Genomic DNA, 21,006 nt, shown 5'->3' with positions numbered 1-21,006 from the left:
GATATTGTAGTCTTTTTTTATAGTGATCTCATTGAATTCTGAGATTTTACCAGGGGATCCCACTGAAATCGGGATGCTTCTCCGTCATTTTAATCTTTATCCAATAGGGTACCACGTCATCCTGATAAAGAGGTTTGACCATATTGGAGGAACCCGCGGTTACCTGTTGATCTGCGGGCCAGTAAAGCCCATTGTTGTCGACGGTCATTTGCAGGGTGGGCGTGTATTGAATACCCGCCGGAAGATTTGCTGCAACAGGGCGCAGTCTGTTTTTTCCTGCAATAAGGTTATTGGAATAGGTGAATAAGTTGTTGTTTACCACTTCATCTTCGAGTTCTAAAGAGTAGTTGCTGCCGTTTGCGCTTACTATCAGATTATTTTTAAATATCCCGTTAGGAGCTAATATTCGTGGAGGATTATCGCTGCTGTTACGGCTGGCACCTATTCTAATGCCTTTGTCGCAGTTGTAAACCGTGTTGTTTTCGATCACTGCGTCCTTCACCTGATCGTATTGTGTAAGCGCATGAGGAACCTCATTCCCGTATTCCAGCTGTATGGCCTGTGAGCCGGAGGGAAGATTCAGGAAATAGTTATTTCTTACAATTTGTCTTTCGCCTATAACTCTCACTCCATTACACCGGCTGCTACTTCCCTGACTTGTATTAATGAAAAAGTTGTTTTCTACCAGGCAGTCGTGTCCGTGCCTTAAGGTGAGAGCTCCATCAGAGTTCAAAAAAGTGTTCCCCCGGTATCGGTTGAACCCACTTTTATTCGAAAGAATTTCGGATTCGCCATCGCAACGTTCAAAAACACAGTTTTCCAGGGTAGTATAACTTCCAGATAAGGATTGCCCGCTTGTGCTGATACGTACAGTTTCAAACCCATTTCCTGATCCGGGATCTTTAAAATATCCAAAATAGACATGATGAATGAGATGATCGTTCCTGGCAGAGGATTCTCTGACAACTTCCAGCATCATTCCGGGGGTGTTCTTTTTTCGCAAGAAACAATAGCCAACTTCGTTATGATTTCCTTTTATAGTGATCAGCCTGGTATCAGCTCCACCTAGATTCCATTCTACAATGGCGCTGTTTACAAGACGCGAATAAGCCGACGTTGAGCCAAAGGAAATTGGGTGTGTACTCGAGCCTCTGGCAAAATAGAACCCATCAACTGTAATGTATTTGCCGTTGATTTCCCATTCAGAATTACCCCCTATGATTACGCCACCGCGGTTTTGCGGAATAATAGTGATTGGCTTCCCGGATGTTCCGCTTTTTGAAATGGCAAGATTTCCGGAATAGGTACCATCTTTCAACTGGATCACATCGCCTGGTAATGAAGAATTGACGGCGGCTGTAAACTCCAACCAGGTTGTGCAATATCTAAGCGTACCTGCGGGCGGGATCAGGTTTTTATTTATTTCATTATCGGCGCTGCCGGCCATCGCTTTTATGGTTTTCGCTGAGGTGAATTTATTAGGGCCCGCTTCGATACTTATTTTAAAGGTATGCTCCTGAAGGTCTTTAAAAGTATAGTTCAAAGCCTGATCGGCGGAAGCTATAACGGCGTTATCAACCGTCCATATCAGCTTGTCGATCTTGCCGGTATATACCGCTGAAAGCGTAACGGTCGAACCAATTAAGGGCATTTCATTGCTTACCCCGATATTTACTGAATTGGCGTAATTCTGGCCTTCAACTGATGGGGGCGCCGCACTTTTTTTGCAAAAGCTAAAGAGCACAACACAAGGCAAGCTAAATAGAAGAGTCCTTGTAGTTATCCGTTTTCTGTTCATTTATTTGATTTTTAAATTTTTAAAAGAAAACGCAGTAGCCCATGGGACTAACTGCGTTAATAGTCTTACTGCGCCTCTCAGTAAATGAAATATTATTATTCCCTAAGGGATAGTCACTAACTGAAATTGCTGATTAGTGCCGCCGCTCCAGGTCCGTTGATTCACATTCGCACCGTCAGACGTTGAGCTGCCCGCTACCTCAACTACTTTTCCACTATTGCGATTTACAATCCGGTAATAGCCGCCGCCGTTATCAACTATCTGCCACTCATCGTTAGTTGCCGATCCTCCGTAAGTATACTGGAAGATATTGGCGCCATCGCTGGTCGACGCGCTTTGCACGGTCATGTCCTTTCCGCTATTGCGATTAATGATCCGATAGTACCCGCTTCCAATGCTGCTGAGCTGCCATTCATCGTTGGTGTTAGAGCCTCCATAGGTATATTGAATCACATTTGCAGCATCAGCAACAGATGCACTTTCCACTACCAGCGCCTTTCCGCTGTGGCGGGGTGTAATGCGATAATAGCCCGAAAAAGAACCTCCGGAACCACTCATGGCTACATCTGCATAGGATGTTCCGAGCTTTAGATCGTCAATATAGTTCGATATATCTAGATCGCTTCGGCCATAGCAGCCCCACTTCGGGCAGTTATGATCACCAGTATCCCAGGTTCTGCCATAGTACCTCTGTGATCCGTTATTAAACGTCTGTTTTACACCGTTAAACCAGAGTTCTACGTATCCTTCGCTGGCATTGTCATCGGTGCGTATGGCTAATGCAATATGGTACCATGTGTTCGCACTAAATGGAGTATCCCAAATGATGCTTGAGCTACCTCCCGGCGCGGTGTATTGACAGGAAAGCTGACCACTTATCATTTTTAATACAAGCGGAAAATTTTGTGTATGCGAGCCGTATGATTTCCACTGGAAGTTGGCGTTATTATCCGATGTATTTGTCAGTTTGGTGTACCAGCCCAGGTAATAAACCGTATTATTCTGAAATACATATCCGGAGCCGTTCACTTTTATGCCGTGGTTTTCACAACGGTTGCTGCCAGAGGGTTTGTGAAATCGCCATACGGTGCCGCGGCTTGCGTCGCTGGCCGAGGTTATAGAGGAGGGAGCTTCGACATTTCCCGTTCCAGTAGCCTTGAAGGTATTAGATGCTCCATCGGCTGGATTAGCCACCCATATTACCGATGATGTTGTGGCAACCGCAGTTTTGTCTGTTGATTCTGCGATGATCTGGTTCTGTTTTTTAGGTGATCCTTTTTTACATGCTATCGAAAGCAACAATACAAGGATGCAAGCAAACGCTGTAAAGACAGCTTTTGTGCTGATTTTAAAATGTAGATATTTCATGTTCTTGAATGTTTTAGATGCTTATGGAATACTTACCAACTGGAACTGCTGATTGGTGCCACCGTTCCAGGTTCGCTGGTTTACTGCGGCTCCATCAGAAGTCGAACTACCCGCTACTTCAACTGCTTTTCCGCTGTTACGATTGATAATCCGGTAATATCCTCCCCCGTTATCTACTATCTGCCACTCATCGTTGGTCGCCGATCCCCCATAAGTATACTGGAAGATATTTGCTCCGTCACTTGTCGAGGCACTTTGTACCGTCATGTCTTTTCCGCTATTGCGATTAATAATCCGGTAATAGCCGCTTCCAATGCTGCTTAGCTGCCATTCGTCGTTTGTATTTGATCCGCCATAGGTATATTGAATTATATTGGCTCCATCGGTGGTAGAAGCGCTTTGAACCACCAGTGCTTTTCCACTATGACGTGGAGTAATGCGGTAATATCCCGAAAATGAACCGCCACCTCCACCAGAACCAATGCTGCTCGGGCATTCTGAAACGCCGCCTTCTGTAACACAGAAATCGGCAAAACGCACTTGTTCATCGCGTAAGCCGCTGCTGTTTTTAGAACGATACACGCCCCATTTACCGCGGTTCACCTGGCTTGATCCAGTCCTCCACATATCAATACCACTGGTTTTACTGTAGCTAAGTAAAGTTGCCCCGTCGCTTATTCTTTTAAGCGTGATTTCGAAAGAACCATTATCGCTGCTGGTGTATTTCACATAGGCTTCCACCCAGGTGCCTTTGAAAGGGGCAAGATCGACCGAGGTTAAGCGACCTAAATCGGTTCCCGTTCCATCATCGCCACCATCATGTATTACTTCCAAAATGCTTGTACGTGGAGTAATGGTGATCAAGGGCGCTCCGGCATCGCCGCTTTTCGCTTTTATCTGAAAAATGTGGGTGAAGGAGCTACCGCCTACAAAATTGGCGTCGAGTTTAAATTTCCAGCGGTAATGTGCTGTTTGCCCCTGGGTATGTTCGGTATTGCTGTTCCAGCCTTTAATTTCCATGCGCACCCGGTCGAAATTGGTGCACCGGTCGTTATCGGCTGTGATATGGCTATGGAAAACAAATACGTTTTTTCCCAACTGGCTGTCTGATGCTTGTGTTACGTGTGCTCCAAACGAGCCATGTTCACAATCAGGATTTTCGTGCTCAAAGCCAGCCGCTGTAATCACATTGTAGGCGCTGCCCGAGCTGGCAGTGGCGGATAGAACAGAGGCCGCAGAAACCGATGCAACTTCCTTTCCGGATGATTTCATGCTGCCTTCAACCAGGTCGGTGGTGTTGGTTTGTTTGCAGGCCGTGACGATAAAGCCGATGAGAATAAACAGGCTTAAGGCCCACATCCCGGCAGAGTAAAGATTCTTTAATTTAAAACTTTTCATGATTTAATGATTTGTTGGTTAATTAATTAATCCTTATAAACACGGTAGACAATTAGCGATTAAAACGAGGCGGGAATTGTACGCTAATCACAACTGATGTATATAATTGGTTATTCAAAAGTGTTGGATTTAAAAATGGAATAGGTTAGCCTCTTGGCAATTTATTATCTTTAATTAGCTTGTAGTGAGGAGTATAACTCCTTTTGGATATAAATGCGTCTGGATAAGCTGTGGGGATGCCCTTTTTATTTTCGGAATGTTAGTACAAGATAGTATTAAGGTAATCCTGAATAATCTCTTCAAATGCTAAAGCAGATATTTGAGAATAGGAATGTTTCGTATTGAGAGTATGCAACAGCGGTATTCTTGCAGAAATCTCCCAATTGTAAACCAAATTATATCAGATGAAAATAGATAAACTGTTTAATTATACTATTGTCTTTGTTGCGCTAATGAGTGTTTTCAATCCTGTGGCAACCAAGGCTCAGGATACCCTCAGCAAATATATATTAACGCCTAAGCCTCAGCCGGCTGCAAAAATAACCGGACCTAAAGTTTTTGGAGTACGGCCTAAGCACCCTATTGTTTTTACGGTAACAGCCACAGGTACCCGGCCTATCACTTTTTCGGCAACTAACTTGCCTGCGGGAGTAACTCTCGATGCCTTGACCGGGAAACTCAGCGGGTCAATTACGAAGGCAGGGGCTTATACCATTAATCTCCATGCGAAAAATAATATTGGCAGTTCCAGCCGGCAGTTTAAGATAGTAGTAGGAGAGAAAATCGCGCTGACACCTCCGATGGGCTGGAACAGCTGGAATATTTATGGCGACCGGGTTTCTCAGGAGGCGGTGATGGCAAATGCGAAAGCCATGGTAAATTCCGGATTAATTAATCACGGTTGGTCGTATATGAACATCGATGATGCCTGGCAGGGAAAACGCGGAGGAGACTTCAATGCTATACTTCCCGATTCGAGCCGCTTTCCGGATATGTCGGGGCTTGTGCATGAGGTGCATAACATGGGTCTCAAAATCGGTATTTATTCTTCGCCGTGGATCGAGACCTACGCGCACAGAATCGGCGGTTCAGCTATGAATCCAGCAGGTACTTTCGAACCTGTAAAAGTAAATGTACCCCGACGCGAGAAAAAAATACCGTATGCCATCGGTAAATATATTTTTGCTGAAAACGATGCGAAGCAATGGTCGAAATGGGGCTTTGACTATTTGAAATACGACTGGAATCCCATCGAATATCCCGAAACAAAGCTGATGTATGATGCTTTAAGGAAAAGTGGCCGCGATATCATTTTCAGCCTTTCTAACAGTACCCCATACCGATCGATAAAAGAACTGTCGACCGTCTCCAACGCCTGGCGCACCGGAGGTGATATCAGGGACACCTGGGAAAGTCTAAGTGCGCGCCTGTTTACTCAGGACCGATGGGCTCCTTATGCGCGCCCCGGCCATTGGAACGATCCGGATATGATGATACTGGGCTATGTAGGCTGGGGCAAAACACCTAAACCTACACGCCTTACCCCGGATGAACAATATACTCACGTTTCCGCATGGGCTTTAATGTCTGTTCCACTTTTGTTGGGCAACGACCTTACCAAACTGGATGAATTCACCATTAGCCTGCTAACAAACGACGAGGTTCTGGATGTTAATCAAGATCCGCTGGGTTTACAGGCAACGACCATATCAAAACGCGGAGAGACCGGAATAATGGCGAAGGATCTTGAAAACGGCTCAATTGCTGCAGGACTATTTAATACCGGCGATACTACGACGACGGTCACCCTGCGCTGGCCCGACTTAAACATTGTAGGAAAATACATTGTACGCGATTTGTGGCGTCAAAAAGATCTTGGAACTTTTGTAAACTCCTTTCCTGCCAGCGTGAACAAACATGGTGTAGTTCTGATAAGTCTCAGAAAGGCCGATGAATAAAAGAAGCGGGCGACAAGTTATGGAGATAATGTATTTTGTTTATTCCTGTAAAGCTTTTCGGCGAAGCTTTTGATGTCAAAATTGTTGAATCTTTTGATAATGAGGCTGACCAATACCTGCAGAATTATTGCTTAGTTGCTTATCAATTTTAAACCCAAAATACCCGTATAAAATGAAGAAATTAATGCTTGCTATCGCGATCTTGCTGTTGATGCAAAGTTCTGGTTTTGCTCAAAATCAGACTCCGAAAGATGAGCGAATGAAGTGGTGGCGCGAGGCTCGCTTCGGAATGTTTATCCATTGGGGTATCTACGCTCAAATGGCCGGTGTATACAAAGGGCATCAGCAGGCCCGCGGGGGAGCGGAGTGGATCATGAACCGGATGAAGGTTCCGGTGGCGGAATATAAAGCCATAGCCGGCCAGTTTAATCCTGTTAATTATAATGCCGACGAATGGGTTAAAATGGCGAAGGATGCGGGTATGAAATACATTGTTATTACAGCTAAACATCACGACGGGTTCGCTCTCTTTGATTCAAAGGCGAGCGATTGGGATATAATGGATGCGACTCCTTACAAAAAAGATTTATTGAAGCCGCTTGCAGAAGCCTGCCGTAAACACGGTATGAAACTCGGGTTCTATTATTCACAGGCACAAGACTGGGGTAATCCTGGTGGTTCTGTTGCCAGAAAAGTGATGGCAGAAGGGTGGCCAAATCCGGATTCGGCAAAGATTGATGCTTATACAAAAGCTCATAGCGGACATTGGGATCCCGTTCAGGAAACGGCAACTTTTGCACAATACATAGACCGCGTTGCGGTTCCTCAGGTGCGTGAGATCTTAACTAATTATGGGGATATCGCGGTTTTATGGTGGGACACACCCACAAATATGACGGATGAGGCGGCTTTAAAACTTCAGGAAGTACTAAAGCTTCAGCCGCACATTATTACCAATGATCGCTTAAAGCGCCCCAATTTTCCTGGGGATACACGTACACCTGAGCAAAAAATTCCGGCACAGGGCGATGGCAGCGACTGGGAAACCTGCATGACCATGAACGGGACCTGGGGTTACAGAACCTCCGACAATAATTGGAAATCTACAGAAACGCTTATCCGTAATCTGGTTGATATTGCATCAAAAGGGGGCAATTACCTCCTGAATGTAGGGCCTAAGCCCGACGGAACCTTTCCGCAGCAAAGCATCGACAGGCTTAAAGCTGTGGGCAAATGGATGAAAGTGAACAGTGAAGCGATTTATGCTACCAAAGCTAATCCCCTGGCGTCTGTGGATTGGGGCCGGATTACCATGAAGCCTGAGGGAGAAAATACCATATTATACCTCAGTGTGTTTAATTGGCCGAAAGATGGGAAGCTATTTGTCCCCGGTCTGACTAACAAGGTAAAGTCGGCGGGTTTACTATCCGGCAGTACCAAAGTAAAATCGCAAGTATCCCAGGAGGGAGTATTGTTTGAACTGCCGGCGGTTGCACCTGATGGAATAGCATCAGTAATTAAAGTTAAACTAAAAGGTAGACTCTCGGCAACAGCTGCAAAAGGCGGTGCTGCAATGAAAACGGGCGAACTCGATTAGGCGTATAATTACTAAGGATCAGGAAATAGCATGACGTATCTAAAATTCATAGTTCTCACACTTACGCTGGCATTTTCGGCTTTGACGCGGGCAGCAGATTTTGATATTACAAAATATGGCGCGATAGCTGATGGAACTACGCTAAATACCCATGCCATTCAAAACGCAATAGATGCCTGTCATAAAGCCGGTGGCGGCAAGGTGTTTTTTCCGGACGGTACTTTTCTCTCCGGAACCATTGTTTTGAAAGACAACGTGACGCTTCATTTTAAGAAGGGCGCTGTTTTACTTGGCAGCATTCATTTGAAGGATTATCGTAATCTTGATCCCTTCACAGAAGGTTTAGGTATTGATGTGGGATGGGCTTTGGTGGTGGCGGTAGATGCCAGGAATATCGGTATTGAAGGCGAGGGAACCATCGATGGTCAGGGTTCTGCATTAAAAGCAAAACATATCGAAACAGACACGCGCCCCGAAGGCCAGCGCTGGGGTTTAAGGCCCTTTCTTTTGAGGATAGTTCGCTGCACCGGGGTCAATGTGAAAGATGTAACCTTAAAGTATGCTGGCGCCTGGACCTCGCATTATTTCCAGAGCATGCAAGTGCGGATCGAAAATGTGAAAATTATGAGTGTAGGTGTAGCCCATAATGATGGGATTGGGATAGATGGCTGCCAGGATGTGCGTATTAAAAACTGTGACGTGGTAAGTGGGGATGATGCATTGGTGTTCAAAACCACCTCTAGTAAAATGGCTAACAGAGATATTGTGGTAACCGGAATGCGCCTTAAAAGTAATCAGGCAGGTATTAAAATGGGCACCGAATCGATGGCGCCTTTCGAAAACATCAAAATTTCTAACTGCTATATCTACGATACTAAAAATGGCGGTATAAAATTGCTCACAGTAGATGGGGCTCATTTGCGAAATGTTGAGATTTCTGATATTACGATGGACGATGTAAGAACGCCAATGCTGTTCCGTCTCGGTTCAAGGCTTAGCGTTTTTCGCAAAGGACAGGATACAAAGCAGCAAACCGGAATTTTTGAGAATGTGCTGATTAAAAATGTAAAGGCGAAGGCTTCTGCAAATGCCCAACTAATGCCGCCCTCCGGAATTTTAATCACTGGCGTCCCCGGTCATAACATCACTAATCTTACGCTAGAGAATATTGAAATAAGTCTGGCAGGCGGTGGTAGCGCAGAACATGCCCGCCATATTGTTCCCGAAGCTATTGATCAGTATCCTGAAGTTAAGACTTTTGGACCTCGTGTACCGGCCTATGGTGTTTGGGCCAGGCATGTAAAGGGCTTAAAACTAAAAAATATTAAATTTAATCTTGCGACTAATGATGTGCGGCCGGTTTTGATAATAGAAGACGGAATGGACGTACTGGTTGAGGGCTGGGAGATCCCGGAAACGAATAACGCAGAGGCCATTATTCGTTTGGAAAATGTGGATGGCGCAGTGATCAAAGACAACGATATAAAAGGTGGCGCTGAGGCTTTTGTACGGATTGAAGGTGCAGGCAGTAAAGGAATTAAGCTGGCGGACAATGATATTTCGGCGGTTAAGCAGAAGGTTGTAAAATCAGCGGAGGTTACATCTGCAGCGTCTGTAAAAAATTAAAGAAACGGTTAAAAAATGACGAGAAAAAGCATAGTGCTATTTACTTTGATTGCTGTAAGTAGTCTGACAGTAAACGCACAAAAGGTGTTACCCATCTGGCAAGATTTTGTGGACTCAAAAAAGAACGGTAAAACACCAATTTTGCCCGATTTTTCATATGCGGGTTATCACTTTTCTGAAGAGGCTATACCAGACTTATCGAAGAGAAAACACTTTAAGGTAACCGATTTTGGAGCACTTCCTAACGACCATAGATCCGACGAAGCAGGAATTCAGGCAGCTATAGCTGCTGCGGAACAGAACCCCGGTGGAGGGATAGTGTTTTTTCCGGCTGGGAAGTTTCTGCTTTCAGCCGACACAAATAATAGAAAGCAGATTCGCGTAACAAAAAGCAACATTGTGCTGAAAGGCGCAGGATCTGGCGCCGGGGGAACCGAAATATACCAAGCGAATATGTGGGTTAATAACCGCTCTATTTTGTTCAAAGCGGAAGAGAATAAATCAGAGAAGCTCACAATCCTTACCAAAGATGCCGCTCGCGAAAGTTTCGTGGTCGAGGTGGCGGATGCTTCCCGGCTACGTGTTGGCCAGGATGTAGTACTTCGTCATCGCAGCGAAGAGTTTACACGACTGTACTTTGCCCCGCTCCAACTTAAATCGCAATGGACGCGGCTTTTCGGCCCGAATGGAGGAATGCAAATTGCGGAGATTCACACCATCGAAAGTATAAATGGCAATAAAATAAAGTTTAAAAACCCTCTTCACATTGATGTGAGGCTGGTCAACTCGGCACCTTTTGAGCTTTATACCTTCAACGCTATCGAAGAATGCGGTGTGGAAGATATCTTGTTTAGCAGTAACTGGAAAAATTATCCCGAAGAGTTTGTACATCATAAAAACGCTATTCACGATAACGCCTATATGGCGATCGGTATGGAATACGCCAAAAATTCCTGGGTAAGAAACTGTGTTTTTTCTGACTGGAACGATGGTATCTTCTGTAGAGCAGGGTATGGTATCACCATCGAAAATGTAACCTTTAATGGCAAGAAAGGACACACTTCATTTCATGCCCGTACCGGCTATGGTGTGCTGGTTAAGAAATGCAGTTTTAATGGGTCTCAGCACCATGGCGCGGGAACAGGATACAGTGCCGCCGGTACGGTGGTCACTCAAAGTACCCTGGGCAAAGATCAGCATTTCGACAGTCATGGAGGGCAGCCTTATGCAACGCTTTTTGATGATATCCATGGCGGCATTTTTAGTAATCTGGGCGGCCCGGAAGCTGGCCATCCGCATCATGGGCATCAAATGGTATTCTGGAACTTCCGACACAGTTCATCCAGAGACTTCCACTATAATTTCTGGGATATGGAGCGCCGCAGGAATTATACTATGGCCAGTCCGATCCTGGTAGGTTTCCAGGCGGATACTAAAGTTACGTTCGACAACACTGGCATGAACATCATGTTTAATGAAACAGTATTCCCTAAATCTTTATTTGAGGCACAATTACAGTTTAGGTTAACAGGAAAAAATATCGCTGCGGCATCCAGATAGAATCGCAGCCAATGCTTTGACTAATTTATACTGCGCTTTAGAAAATTTAACTGTTCGGAATGGTTCAACAACTACGCATCTCTTTCTTTGTCGCAATGGCAGTTTTATGCTTGCCTCTATCGGGGTATTCTCAAACTCTCAGGGATGCGATAAAACCCGCTGTGAAAAATGGCGGCTTTAAAATGGCTGGTTACATCCTCTGGTGCCCTACAGTAATAAAGGTTGGAAAGATGTATCACATGTTTGCTTCGCGCTGGCCAGAGCAATACGGGCTGGGAGGCTGGACGAAATATTCAGAGATAGTAAGAGCAGAGTCTGATAATCTATATGGGCCTTACAATTTTCGTGAAGTAGTACTTCAAAAAAGAGAAGGCTTTTGGGATAACGACCGGGCGCACAATCCCAAAATTGTAAAGTCGGGTAAAACGTTTGTGCTGTATTATATTTCTTCCGCCAATGAAACGGGATACGCTTATAGTTCTTCGATAACTGGTCCCTGGAAACGGGTTGATACATTGCCTATGCCGTTTTCTAATCCCGCTCCTTTAATAAAAAAGAATGGCAGTGTATACGTTTTCGGGAGGAAGTCAGTGAGCAATATCCGCATTGCCCAGGCTTATACAGCACCCGCCTTTAATCAAAAGTATACGCTTCTTAACAACGGGAATAATTTGCTGCCCGGTCAGAATCAGCTCGAAGACCCCACTATCTGGTGGTCTAAAAAGCAGTACAACGTGATTTTGAGTGATTTTACGGGAGATGCAACGGGCATCAATAAAAACGGCGCACAATATTATTCGAGCGATGGAATAAATTATCATTTGGTTTCTAAAGAATCGGTTTATACCAAAACGGTGGAATACGACGATGGCACCAGTCGCACTTTCAGACGGCGTGAGCGGCCTTTCGTTTTCACGGATAAAAGGGGTAGAGTAACGGCTTTTTTTACTTCTTGCTTAACGCAGGATGCCGAGGGGAAAGAACAGTCGTGGATTGAGGTAAACCCTGTGAACAAATACAAAGTGCCGAAATTTTATTTTAACGCACCCAGCCCTAAATTTTTGTGATGCTTTTACCGCGAAGCTTATCGACTCGCACAGCACTTAAAACAACATGAAGAAAACACCCCAGGAACTTGAGAATGGACAAGAAAAGAGTTCAGTTGTGAGCGATGCGCTATCCCGGAGACAATGGTTAGGTAGAGTTTCCTTTCCGGCGATAGCCGCGGTAGGGGCCAGCGTGATGGCAAGCCCGGCTCTGGCAGCTCAGTCTTTTGTCCAGAATTCTGCCGATGCGAATTCTGGCGCTAAAGTGTATAATATCAAAGATTTTGGCGCCAAAGGCGATGGCAAAACGCTGGATACAGTAGCTGTCCAGCAGGCAATCGATGCCTGCACTAAAGATGGCGGGGGCATGGTTTTGGTTCCGGCAGGAAGCTTTGTTATCGGGACAATAGAACTAAAAAGCAACGTTGCTCTTCATCTCTCCACACAAGGGAGACTATTAGGAAGCCCTGATAAAAAGGATTACCGGGCCGGAAAGGGAGTTCCTGAAGGGAACGGGAACATCGTTCTGCTCTATGCCGCGAATGCTGATAACATATCGATTGAAGGGCGAGGAACCATAGACGGAAATGGCGTGGCTTTTTATACGGGTCAGGGCGATAATACGGGCCCTAATTCTCCGGGCGGTGGTTATTTTGACCGGCCCCACCTGGTGATTTTTTACAAATGTAATAACCTGCTTTTGCGTGATACGTTTTTTACGAAAAGCGCCTATCACTGCTTCCGCATTCTGCACTGCGAACAGGTAAATATCGACGGAATCCGCATCTATAATCGTGTAAACAAAAATAACGATGGTTTCCACTTCAACAGCTGCAAATATGTTCATATTACCAACTGTGATGTCAGGTGCCAGGACGATGCCTGCGCTTTATTTGGCAGCAACCAATTCGTTACCGTTACCAATTGCTCATTTAGTACGCGCTGGTCAATTTTTCGTTTTGGCGGAGGTGAAGCTCAGAATATTGCAGTTTCCAACTGCCTGATCTATGAAACCTATGGGTGTCCGATAAAGATCAGTTCGGGACGGGCGCGCCTCGAAAACCTCACCTTCTCCAATATTATCATGAGAAACGTAACGGGGCCAATCGGTATCGGCTTCAGCGGAAGTGCCAACAGAAGTACCGGCGCAGCCCATGCGGAGAACCAACCGGCTGAGGAGTCATTTGTTAGAAATATTACTTTTAATGGCATCCGGGCTACCGTAGTGTCTACGCCTGTTAATCACCCTGATATTCCTTTCGATGTTAAAGTTTATCCCGGCGAACAGTTTAGTTGCATTACCTTAAATGCCCTGGGTAATAATTTTATTGAAAACGTAAGCTTTACCGATGTGCATATTACCTACGCGGGCGGCGGCTCCAAAGAACTGGCTGCAAAACGTGATATCCCTCAAACGGCCAGAGAGTATTTTACGGTCTGGGATCCTGAACCTTCTGGTCCGCCGGCCTATGGGATGTATGCCCGGAATGTGAAAGGCTTGACGCTGCAAAATGTCCGCTTTGAGTACCAAAATGCCGAAGCACGATCCGCGATAGTTTTCGATAACGTGCACGATGCGGCTGTTTCGAATTTAAGTGTGCAGGGGAGTGCTGAAGCTGAATCTACGATCCGGATGGTAAATAGCAGCGAGGTATTGTTCGCCGGCACCCGCTTATTGAGCCCGGCACGGGCCTTTATGAAGCTGGAGGGCAGCAGCGCCCGAGTAACAGTAGATGGCGGCGATATAAGTAAAGCCACTAAACCGGTGATTTATGGTCCCGGGGCCTCGGAAAAATCGTTGAAGCTTCGGGTATAATAAAAGAGAATGTTCCTTCCTGCAATGTGGCCTCAGATCCTACCTGCCACATATATTGGTTATACTTTAGGCACGGCAAGATCTGTCGTGCTTTTTTATGACTCCATACCGCAGGAATATGCCCTGGGATTCTTCTCGATTAGAAATTAGATATTGTTCCACAGGCGGTTGGTCAATGTCATTAAGCTATTGGTGGAGACACCAACAGCAGACTTGAGGTGCCACAGGCGGTTGGGGTTGTGTCACCACCGCTGCATTTTATTAAATATAGTTAGGGTTGTAATTTTACCGGTCCTTGCTATTTTACCCTAGAATTGGTCAGTCGAGACCAGATAATACTCTTAGAAAAGCCGAATCCATTATTTAGATGCGATCCGGCCTATAAACACATCCCTCTTCGGCACATCCATCGTGCCGTCCCCCGCTTCCGTAATCAATAATTTAGCATCATTATGCGCATTGTCTATCACATGAACCCGGTCTACTTTCTGGCCTACATCTATTGTCGTTTCGAATAGCCAGCTCAGGCCCCCGTTTGTGGTTTTATAAACTTTAATTAAGTCGTTTGAAGGCTTATAGACTCTAAAAGACTCCGGGCCAAATTTTTCAAGTTCCCGCGGATCCCTTAAATCCCTGACACTGTTACCAGGACTTTCGATACTGGCAAAAATCCACTTTGAGCCGTCCCAGGTAGCAGATCCGGGGCCGCCCATTTTTTGATTGTCGAAATAGATCAGCGGAAAACCATTGTCGCGGTAGTGGACAGAAACCTGCAGTCCGGCTAAGTGGCCCGTTTCCGGGATACCGGTATCGAGTACAAGGCAATGGTCGTCAAGCTCGGTCTGTTCGATGGTTTTTCCAAGGTCTCTGCCACTGATGTTGTATAAGTGATCGTTTGCGGGATCCAGATATGCGTAGTAAACATTCCGCCCGTAGGTGGCATGGGCATGCTTGCCCAGTTTTTCGCCTGCTATGGTCCAGGCCAGGTGGATTTTGGCTTTTTGTCCTCTGCTGGCTGGCTGGTAAGTCACTTTTCCATTGTAAACTTCACACATATTGTCGGTGGTTCTGGGGAAAGGATCGATCGCCATTTGCCGTGTCCATGTTTTTCCCATATCTGTTGACTTTACAAATTGATAGGGCCGGTCGTCTGAGTACTTATTGGTTTGGCGGGTGTCGCGGTAAAAGACATAGAAAGTCCCATCGCTTGTAATAACCGGAGCAGGATAAGATGCCCGCTCGGCTATGTCGATAAACTTGTCATCCCAAATTCCATCAATACTGAGCGGCTTTGGCGAAATACTCAATTTTAACGTGGAATTATGGCAGCCATAGAATACATAAAGCCGGTTATCTTTACCTCTTAGCATGCCCGGGTAATTGTGTTTGTCCACAAAAGGGGAATTGCCAATAACTTTATCATCCGACCAGACATTGGTTTTATGATTCAATGCTTTTACTACCGCCGTGCTTTTTGCTCCCATCCAGGTTACAAATGTTTGATCGCTGGTTTTATCATAAAAACCTATGTTGATTGGCCGTTGGTCCGAGCGGATATTTGCGTCTTCGCTGAGTTTCGAGACAGAGAAACGTTCCTGGCCTAACAGATAGGATTGCACAGCGGCTATGATGAAAAGCGTACCGAAGACATTTTTTAAAGTTGATTTGTACATATCGCAGAAATAAAAAATGCCCTTCATCAATATCTACAATGAAGGGCATTAAACAAGCATGATTTATCTAACGAAGTAAGGCTGTTGCGCACCACAGAACCGGCGCCTGGCCATGCATATCGCCGGTTATACGCTCTCTGTCGAGATAATATTGCCGGTCATTCTTTTTGTTTGTTCCCTGGCATACCTCACGTACATCGGCATTTTCATCGATATAAGATACCAGCGCAAGCCAACCTTTCCGGGCAGCCGGACCATAAGTATCTTTCTCGAGCCAGCCGTTTTTTACCCCGGTGATCATAGCGAACGTGAACATTCCGGTTGAAGAAGTTTCGGGCCATGATTCGGGGTCGTCGATCAGCTGACGCCACATGCCACTTTCGGCCTGATATTTTAATAAGGAGGACATCATCGTTTTATAACCCTGCATAATGCGCTCCCGGTTGGGGTTGTTTTGTGGCAGCGAGCTTAATAATTCAGCCATTCCGGCGGCCATCCAGCCGTCTCCTCTGCCCCAAAAGAAAGGAACATCTGGCGCATGATAGAACAATCCGTTTGGTCTTTGTAATTTATCAAGATAAAAAACCATCTCCCTGGCTGCCCGCTCGATGTATTTCGGGTCACCGGTGGCGCGGTAAGCCTGAGCCTGTACGGCCGTAATCATGAACATATCGTCAATCCAAAGTCGGGTTTGCCAGGTGAATCCCTGCTTATAAAACTCATGCGATTCTGGTTTTACACGAGGTCCTTCCGGCGGCCCCCATTGCTTGTCGGCCATGTGCTGCCCCATCGTGAGATATTTCGGCTGTTTTGTCTGCATGTAAAGCTCCAATGGCACAGCTCCAAAAACGGTATGATCTACGTGGTCGGGGAGGGGCACTAGTTTAGCTTCTTCGCCAAAAAGGGGCTCAAATCGTTTCGCCAGCTTTTTAGTAAGACCTTTATTATTGCTTTCCCTTGCAAACGTTAATGAACCATACCATGCACATACTTCCGGATAGGTGATACGGGCGGGCGGCGTTGGGCGGCCAAAATTGGGATGCGGGGTTTCGATAAACCGGTTCGCCACACGATCTCCTATTTGTTTTGGTGAAGTTCCTTTTGGCCAGTTTTTAAAATAATCCGCAGTTTTTGATTGGGCATAAACAGTGCTTTCTATTTGCAGAAAGGCTGCAGCACATATTAAACTTTTAACAATAGTTGTCCTCATATAATTATCGATTGTTATTCTTCTTTTGAGTTTTGGCGTGCTTCCAATTGCGCACGATACAAGGATGGAGGGGTAAGCCCGGGTTGATTATGTCCTTCCCATTCACCATCGGTACGGTCGGGGAATGCCCCACCGGCTTTTTTTCCCTGAAATCCAATGCAATAGTTTTTTGCCGAGGCCCATGGATTCTGTACAGCTGCTTCTTTTGCCTTGCAATTCCAAACCACCTGATTAGCTCCGGACCAGCCATGTCCGCTTCCCATTTTACCTCTGTCCTGAACATTGATGGCGCCGTCTGTTTGCACATTGTCGTATAAAGTACCCACAGCCCAGCGATGGTGAGGTCCGATATCGGCATGTGTTTGGGATGCTTTGCAATTGTAAAATACATTAGGCCCGAGTACTTTGGCTCCGGTAACGAAATCGTGCCGGCCTTCGGTAGTTTCCAGGTTCATGAACAGATTCAACTGCCCGTCGTTATTAAAGGAATACCGGCGCCCGCCCGTAATCACAGATTTTGCATCCAGGCATTTCGAATCCCTTATGGTGATAAACTTTGCGTCATTTTCGAGGCTTACACAGGAGTAGGCGAAGTATTTAGAAGTTACGTTCTTAACCCAGCAATTTTCTGCCTTGTTTATTTCCACCGCAATCCATGAATGCTCTTCATCGGTGTCGTTTGCATACTCCGACTCAAATCGCATATTCTCAATTCCCACTTCAGCAATGCGGTTATTAAAGCTGTATTTATAAATTTCACCTCCTCCATAGTTAGCTTCCATTGCCATCACCACGGGATTGTCGATGAAGACTTTGTTGCCTTCTATTTTGGTGATTTCACGCTCGAAATGAAGATCGTATTCTTTGGCTTGCCATTGCTTGGTGCCCTGGCGCTCTACGATCTGGTCCATCTTGATATCTGAGATCCAGTTTTTAGTGCCCGGTCTGAGCACGACAATTTTGTCGCCTGCTTTTAATCCGGAGGCCGACTCCAGCATAAATGAAAAAGCTCCTACCGGTACATATGAATCTGCGATCTTCCTGCGACTGCCGGTAACTTCCGCCAGCGATCCCTGGCCGCTAATAGAAATTAGATTTCGCTTGTCTTTTCCGGTGGCTATTAACTTCGTCCCGTATTGTTCGTCCCCCTCTCCTCGTAAAACAATACCGCTGGCATTTATGTGAATAGTTCCGGGGATTTTATACACTCCTTTTTTTAAGAGGATAGCCCCTCTGAATCCGTTCTTGTCGGGATCTCTTTTGGAGAGCTCGTTAATGGCTGACTGGATTGCCGCCTCATCGGTACTGCTTCCCGATGGCGAAAGGGTTTTTACGATCGGTAAAACAGGAATATCCCGGTTCCCTTTATGATACCCCACCCGGCTGAAATCTGGGATGATATTTCCTTTCTCATCGGGAATGTAACTGATCGTTCCGTCTTGATCTACTTTAATGAATTTAGATTGCCAGTAGGCAGGTTGAAAAGAAAACAAAATCAAAGCCGCGAAAAAGGCTACACACATTTTAACTCTTAAAAACTTCATACAGGATTATTAATCGGTGATTAAAGGTAAGTCCAAAATCCTGTATAAAAAATCCGGCCCGATGCGGAAAGTTGCGTATTGAGCTGTTTTGGCCTGTTTTTGGGCCATTATGGTAATCCAGTTGAATATTAAGCTAACTATGCTAAATAAAAACTTTGGTTTTATTTCTCAATTGCATACTCCAATTATATTGAGTGAAAACCAAAGTTTTTGAATGATTCCTTGATTGATAGCAGAGTGAAAAAATGCGTCGGTTAAGCAAGCGAAACTGACCGCCAACAGCCGATGCATTGCAGCATTTTAAAATACACCCATACGATTATATGAGAACCGAAAAATTCATCTTTAGAAAAATTCAACTGGTTATAACTTTCTTCTTTCTTTGCCTGGCTGGTTTTGACGTGTCGGCACAAAACACGACACTGCCCGTTCAGGATGACCGCTGGGCGATTCAACCCGATGGAAGTATTAAGTGGAATATTCAAAACCGCTTACCACATACCGACCACATTGAGATGGCGGGCGAGAAGGTGGCTTTATGGGTGCAATACGGGCTGGATAAAGCTGGAAGATCAAAGATTTCGCGAACGGTAGTTTTTCCTACGTTCCGGATGCTTCCCGATGGTACACGTACACATATCAGTCATTCATTTAGCGATAGCGACCTGCCGCGGTTCTATGTTAACAACCGCTTGATTAGACTCGACTCGGCAGTAAACGGAAAGGGCCGCACCGGCGATCTTTCCTATAATATAAAAGATATCAGTCATAAAGGTGTAATGCGGGTAAATGCTCAGGCGGGGAGCCCTGCCATGGTGAGCATCCAACGGTCTTTGTTTCCGTCGACAGAGCGACCAATGGCACTGGAAGAGTTTGTGTTTAAGAACATTACCGATCAGCCGCTAACTGTTTTTATGGAATATCTAAGGAGAGAGGTGAGAACTGACCCTACACGCAGCAAAGCCGCGCAGCATTCTATTATTACCGGAACTGTGAATGATGGCAGCGTTACAATTGCTCCCGGAAAGACGGTATCGTTTACAGTGTATTTCCTTGCAAGCGATACTCCGAATGCTTTGGCGGCAATTAATACCGAAGAAGAGAAAAAAGCACGTATTCAACGTGTTGAAGGAGTGTTAGATCGCCTGCAATTAGAAACCCCGGATAAGATATTAAATACTGCTTTCGATTTCGCAAAGATCCGGGCAACCGAAAGTATTTATAAAACCAAAGGCGGATACATGCATGGCCCGGGCGGGCTGGCTTATTACGCTGCTATTTGGGCGAACGATCAGGCCGAGTATGTGAACCCGTTTTTTGCTTTTTTAGGCGACAGGGTTGGCAATCTCTCGGCGATGAATGCTTACAGGCATTTTGCCCGCTATATGAATCCGGAATATAAACCCATCCCCAGTTCGATAGTCGCCGAAGGAGATGCTTTTTGGCATGGTGCTAAAGACCGCGGGGACATGGCAATGATTGCGTACGGGGCGTCACGCTATGCGCTATCGTATGGAAATATCGATTCTGCCAAAGTGTTATGGCCCTTAATTGAGTGGAGCCTGGAATACAGCCGGCGAAAATTAAATGGCGATGGGGTAGTGACCTCGGACAGTGATGAACTGGAAAATCGTTTCTCTGCTGGTAAAGCAAACCTTTCTACCAATACTTTATATTACGATGCACTGCGTTCTGCTGCGATGCTTGGAGAGCATCTCGGAAAGCCCAAGTCACAAACTGAGGCATATCTGCGACAAGCAGCAGAGCTGCGAAAAAATATCGATAAATACTTCGCTGCAAATGTAGAGGGTTTTGAAACGTATCGGTATCATGAGGGACTCAATGTGCTCAGAGCCTGGATTTGTCTCCCATTGACCGTGGGTATTTTTGATCGTAAAGAAGGTACTATCAATGCCCTGTTCTCTCCGCGCCTATGGACAAAAGATGGATTGGCGACGGAAGCGGGCAAAGGTACTTTCTGGGACCGCTCAACTCTTTACGCTTTACGGGGCGTGCTAGAAGCAGGTGAAACCGAGAAAGCGATGGATTTCATCCGCTATTATTCCCGCAGGCGATTGCTTGGCGAGCATGTACCTTATCCGGTAGAAGCCTATCCCGAAGGAAATCAACGACATTTATCTGCTGAAAGTGGCTTATACTGTCGCATTTTTACCGAAGGCCTGTTCGGAATGCGTCCGGTTGGTCTCAGAAGCTTTGATTGCACTCCCAGATTACCGAAAGGCTGGGATAAGATGGCTTTAAAAAACGTACATTCATTCGGGAGCAAATTCGATATTACTATAAACAGAGCTCCGGGGCAAAAGCTGACCATAGCTGTAAATAATGACGGGAAAACAAAAAAATACACCGTTAAAGAAGGTGCAACTCAAAAGATCACATTATAATAATTTC

General features: G+C 45.6%; 13 protein-coding genes. 7 read left to right on the top strand and 6 right to left on the bottom strand.

Annotated features, from left to right (window positions below; genetic code table 11):
* Positions 1 to 46: 46 nt before the first annotated feature.
* The 3 genes from J3P43_RS15015 to J3P43_RS15005 all read right to left on the bottom strand — a co-directional run bounded on the left by J3P43_RS15015 (position 47) and on the right by J3P43_RS15005 (position 4,564).
* Positions 47 to 1,798 (bottom strand): polysaccharide lyase 6 family protein, encoded by a 1,752-nt coding sequence (locus J3P43_RS15015; protein WP_255903850.1) that lies wholly within the window; start codon positions 1,796 to 1,798, stop codon positions 47 to 49.
* A 102-nt stretch (positions 1,799 to 1,900) separates the two neighbouring features.
* A complete protein-coding gene (locus J3P43_RS15010; RefSeq protein WP_255903848.1) occupies positions 1,901 to 3,166 on the bottom strand; it encodes an RICIN domain-containing protein in 1,266 nt (421 codons plus the stop codon).
* A 21-nt stretch (positions 3,167 to 3,187) separates the two neighbouring features.
* Positions 3,188 to 4,564: an RICIN domain-containing protein gene (locus J3P43_RS15005; protein WP_255903846.1), complete on the bottom strand. Its 1,377-nt coding sequence runs from the start codon at positions 4,562 to 4,564 to the stop codon at positions 3,188 to 3,190.
* Positions 4,565 to 4,968: 404 nt separating this feature from the next.
* Here J3P43_RS15005 and J3P43_RS15000 point away from each other — a divergent pair, with 404 nt between their 5' ends.
* The 6 genes from J3P43_RS15000 to J3P43_RS14975 all read left to right on the top strand — a co-directional run bounded on the left by J3P43_RS15000 (position 4,969) and on the right by J3P43_RS14975 (position 14,167).
* A complete protein-coding gene (locus tag J3P43_RS15000; protein WP_255903844.1) occupies positions 4,969 to 6,522 on the top strand; it encodes a putative Ig domain-containing protein in 1,554 nt (517 codons plus the stop codon).
* A 172-nt stretch (positions 6,523 to 6,694) separates the two neighbouring features.
* Positions 6,695 to 8,119 carry an alpha-L-fucosidase gene (locus tag J3P43_RS14995; protein ID WP_255903842.1) on the top strand — a complete coding sequence of 475 codons (1,425 nt, stop codon included), beginning with the start codon at positions 6,695 to 6,697 and terminating at the stop codon, positions 8,117 to 8,119.
* Between the two features lie 30 nt (positions 8,120 to 8,149).
* The gene (locus J3P43_RS14990) at positions 8,150 to 9,745 is read left to right on the top strand and encodes a glycoside hydrolase family 28 protein (RefSeq protein WP_255903840.1); all 1,596 of its coding nucleotides are present in this window, start codon (positions 8,150 to 8,152) and stop codon (positions 9,743 to 9,745) included.
* A gap of 15 nt (positions 9,746 to 9,760) precedes the next feature.
* Positions 9,761 to 11,305 carry a DUF4955 domain-containing protein gene (locus J3P43_RS14985; RefSeq protein ID WP_255903838.1) on the top strand — a complete coding sequence of 515 codons (1,545 nt, stop codon included), beginning with the start codon at positions 9,761 to 9,763 and terminating at the stop codon, positions 11,303 to 11,305.
* A 59-nt stretch (positions 11,306 to 11,364) separates the two neighbouring features.
* Positions 11,365 to 12,372 (top strand): glycoside hydrolase family protein, encoded by a 1,008-nt coding sequence (locus tag J3P43_RS14980; protein ID WP_255903836.1) that lies wholly within the window; start codon positions 11,365 to 11,367, stop codon positions 12,370 to 12,372.
* 46 nt (positions 12,373 to 12,418) lie between these two features.
* Complete coding sequence (locus J3P43_RS14975; RefSeq protein ID WP_255903834.1) at positions 12,419 to 14,167, top strand: glycoside hydrolase family 28 protein; 1,749 nt, start codon at positions 12,419 to 12,421, stop codon at positions 14,165 to 14,167.
* A 359-nt stretch (positions 14,168 to 14,526) separates the two neighbouring features.
* Here J3P43_RS14975 and J3P43_RS14970 read toward each other — a convergent pair whose 3' ends face one another.
* The 3 genes from J3P43_RS14970 to J3P43_RS14960 form a co-directional block, all read right to left on the bottom strand.
* Positions 14,527 to 15,840 carry a BNR-4 repeat-containing protein gene (locus J3P43_RS14970; protein ID WP_255903832.1) on the bottom strand — a complete coding sequence of 438 codons (1,314 nt, stop codon included), beginning with the start codon at positions 15,838 to 15,840 and terminating at the stop codon, positions 14,527 to 14,529.
* A 67-nt stretch (positions 15,841 to 15,907) separates the two neighbouring features.
* Positions 15,908 to 17,050 (bottom strand): glycoside hydrolase family 88/105 protein, encoded by a 1,143-nt coding sequence (locus J3P43_RS14965; protein WP_255903830.1) that lies wholly within the window; start codon positions 17,048 to 17,050, stop codon positions 15,908 to 15,910.
* Positions 17,051 to 17,064: 14 nt separating this feature from the next.
* Positions 17,065 to 18,594: a hypothetical protein gene (locus J3P43_RS14960; RefSeq protein WP_255903828.1), complete on the bottom strand. Its 1,530-nt coding sequence runs from the start codon at positions 18,592 to 18,594 to the stop codon at positions 17,065 to 17,067.
* A 323-nt stretch (positions 18,595 to 18,917) separates the two neighbouring features.
* On the opposite strand from J3P43_RS14960, the gene J3P43_RS14955 reads away from it, so the two are divergent.
* Positions 18,918 to 20,999, top strand: a complete 2,082-nt coding sequence (locus J3P43_RS14955; RefSeq protein WP_255903826.1) for a glucosidase family protein — start codon at positions 18,918 to 18,920, stop codon at positions 20,997 to 20,999.
* Positions 21,000 to 21,006 lie beyond the last annotated feature (7 nt).

This window comes from Paradesertivirga mongoliensis (assembly GCF_024436395.1).
Taxonomy (GTDB): Bacteria; Bacteroidota; Bacteroidia; order Sphingobacteriales; family Sphingobacteriaceae; genus Paradesertivirga; species Paradesertivirga mongoliensis.
This window is presented reverse-complemented; position numbering and strand designations above follow the sequence as displayed.

Coding starts and splice junctions, on each gene's coding strand:
- J3P43_RS15015 (WP_255903850.1), bottom strand. CDS start 1,798: ATGAACAGAAAACGGATAACTACAAGGACTCTTCTATTTAGCTTGCCT.
- J3P43_RS15010 (WP_255903848.1), bottom strand. CDS start 3,166: ATGAAATATCTACATTTTAAAATCAGCACAAAAGCTGTCTTTACAGCG.
- J3P43_RS15005 (WP_255903846.1), bottom strand. CDS start 4,564: ATGAAAAGTTTTAAATTAAAGAATCTTTACTCTGCCGGGATGTGGGCC.
- J3P43_RS15000 (WP_255903844.1), top strand. CDS start 4,969: ATGAAAATAGATAAACTGTTTAATTATACTATTGTCTTTGTTGCGCTA.
- J3P43_RS14995 (WP_255903842.1), top strand. CDS start 6,695: ATGAAGAAATTAATGCTTGCTATCGCGATCTTGCTGTTGATGCAAAGT.
- J3P43_RS14990 (WP_255903840.1), top strand. CDS start 8,150: ATGACGTATCTAAAATTCATAGTTCTCACACTTACGCTGGCATTTTCG.
- J3P43_RS14985 (WP_255903838.1), top strand. CDS start 9,761: ATGACGAGAAAAAGCATAGTGCTATTTACTTTGATTGCTGTAAGTAGT.
- J3P43_RS14980 (WP_255903836.1), top strand. CDS start 11,365: ATGGTTCAACAACTACGCATCTCTTTCTTTGTCGCAATGGCAGTTTTA.
- J3P43_RS14975 (WP_255903834.1), top strand. CDS start 12,419: ATGAAGAAAACACCCCAGGAACTTGAGAATGGACAAGAAAAGAGTTCA.
- J3P43_RS14970 (WP_255903832.1), bottom strand. CDS start 15,840: ATGTACAAATCAACTTTAAAAAATGTCTTCGGTACGCTTTTCATCATA.
- J3P43_RS14965 (WP_255903830.1), bottom strand. CDS start 17,050: ATGAGGACAACTATTGTTAAAAGTTTAATATGTGCTGCAGCCTTTCTG.
- J3P43_RS14960 (WP_255903828.1), bottom strand. CDS start 18,594: ATGAAGTTTTTAAGAGTTAAAATGTGTGTAGCCTTTTTCGCGGCTTTG.
- J3P43_RS14955 (WP_255903826.1), top strand. CDS start 18,918: ATGAGAACCGAAAAATTCATCTTTAGAAAAATTCAACTGGTTATAACT.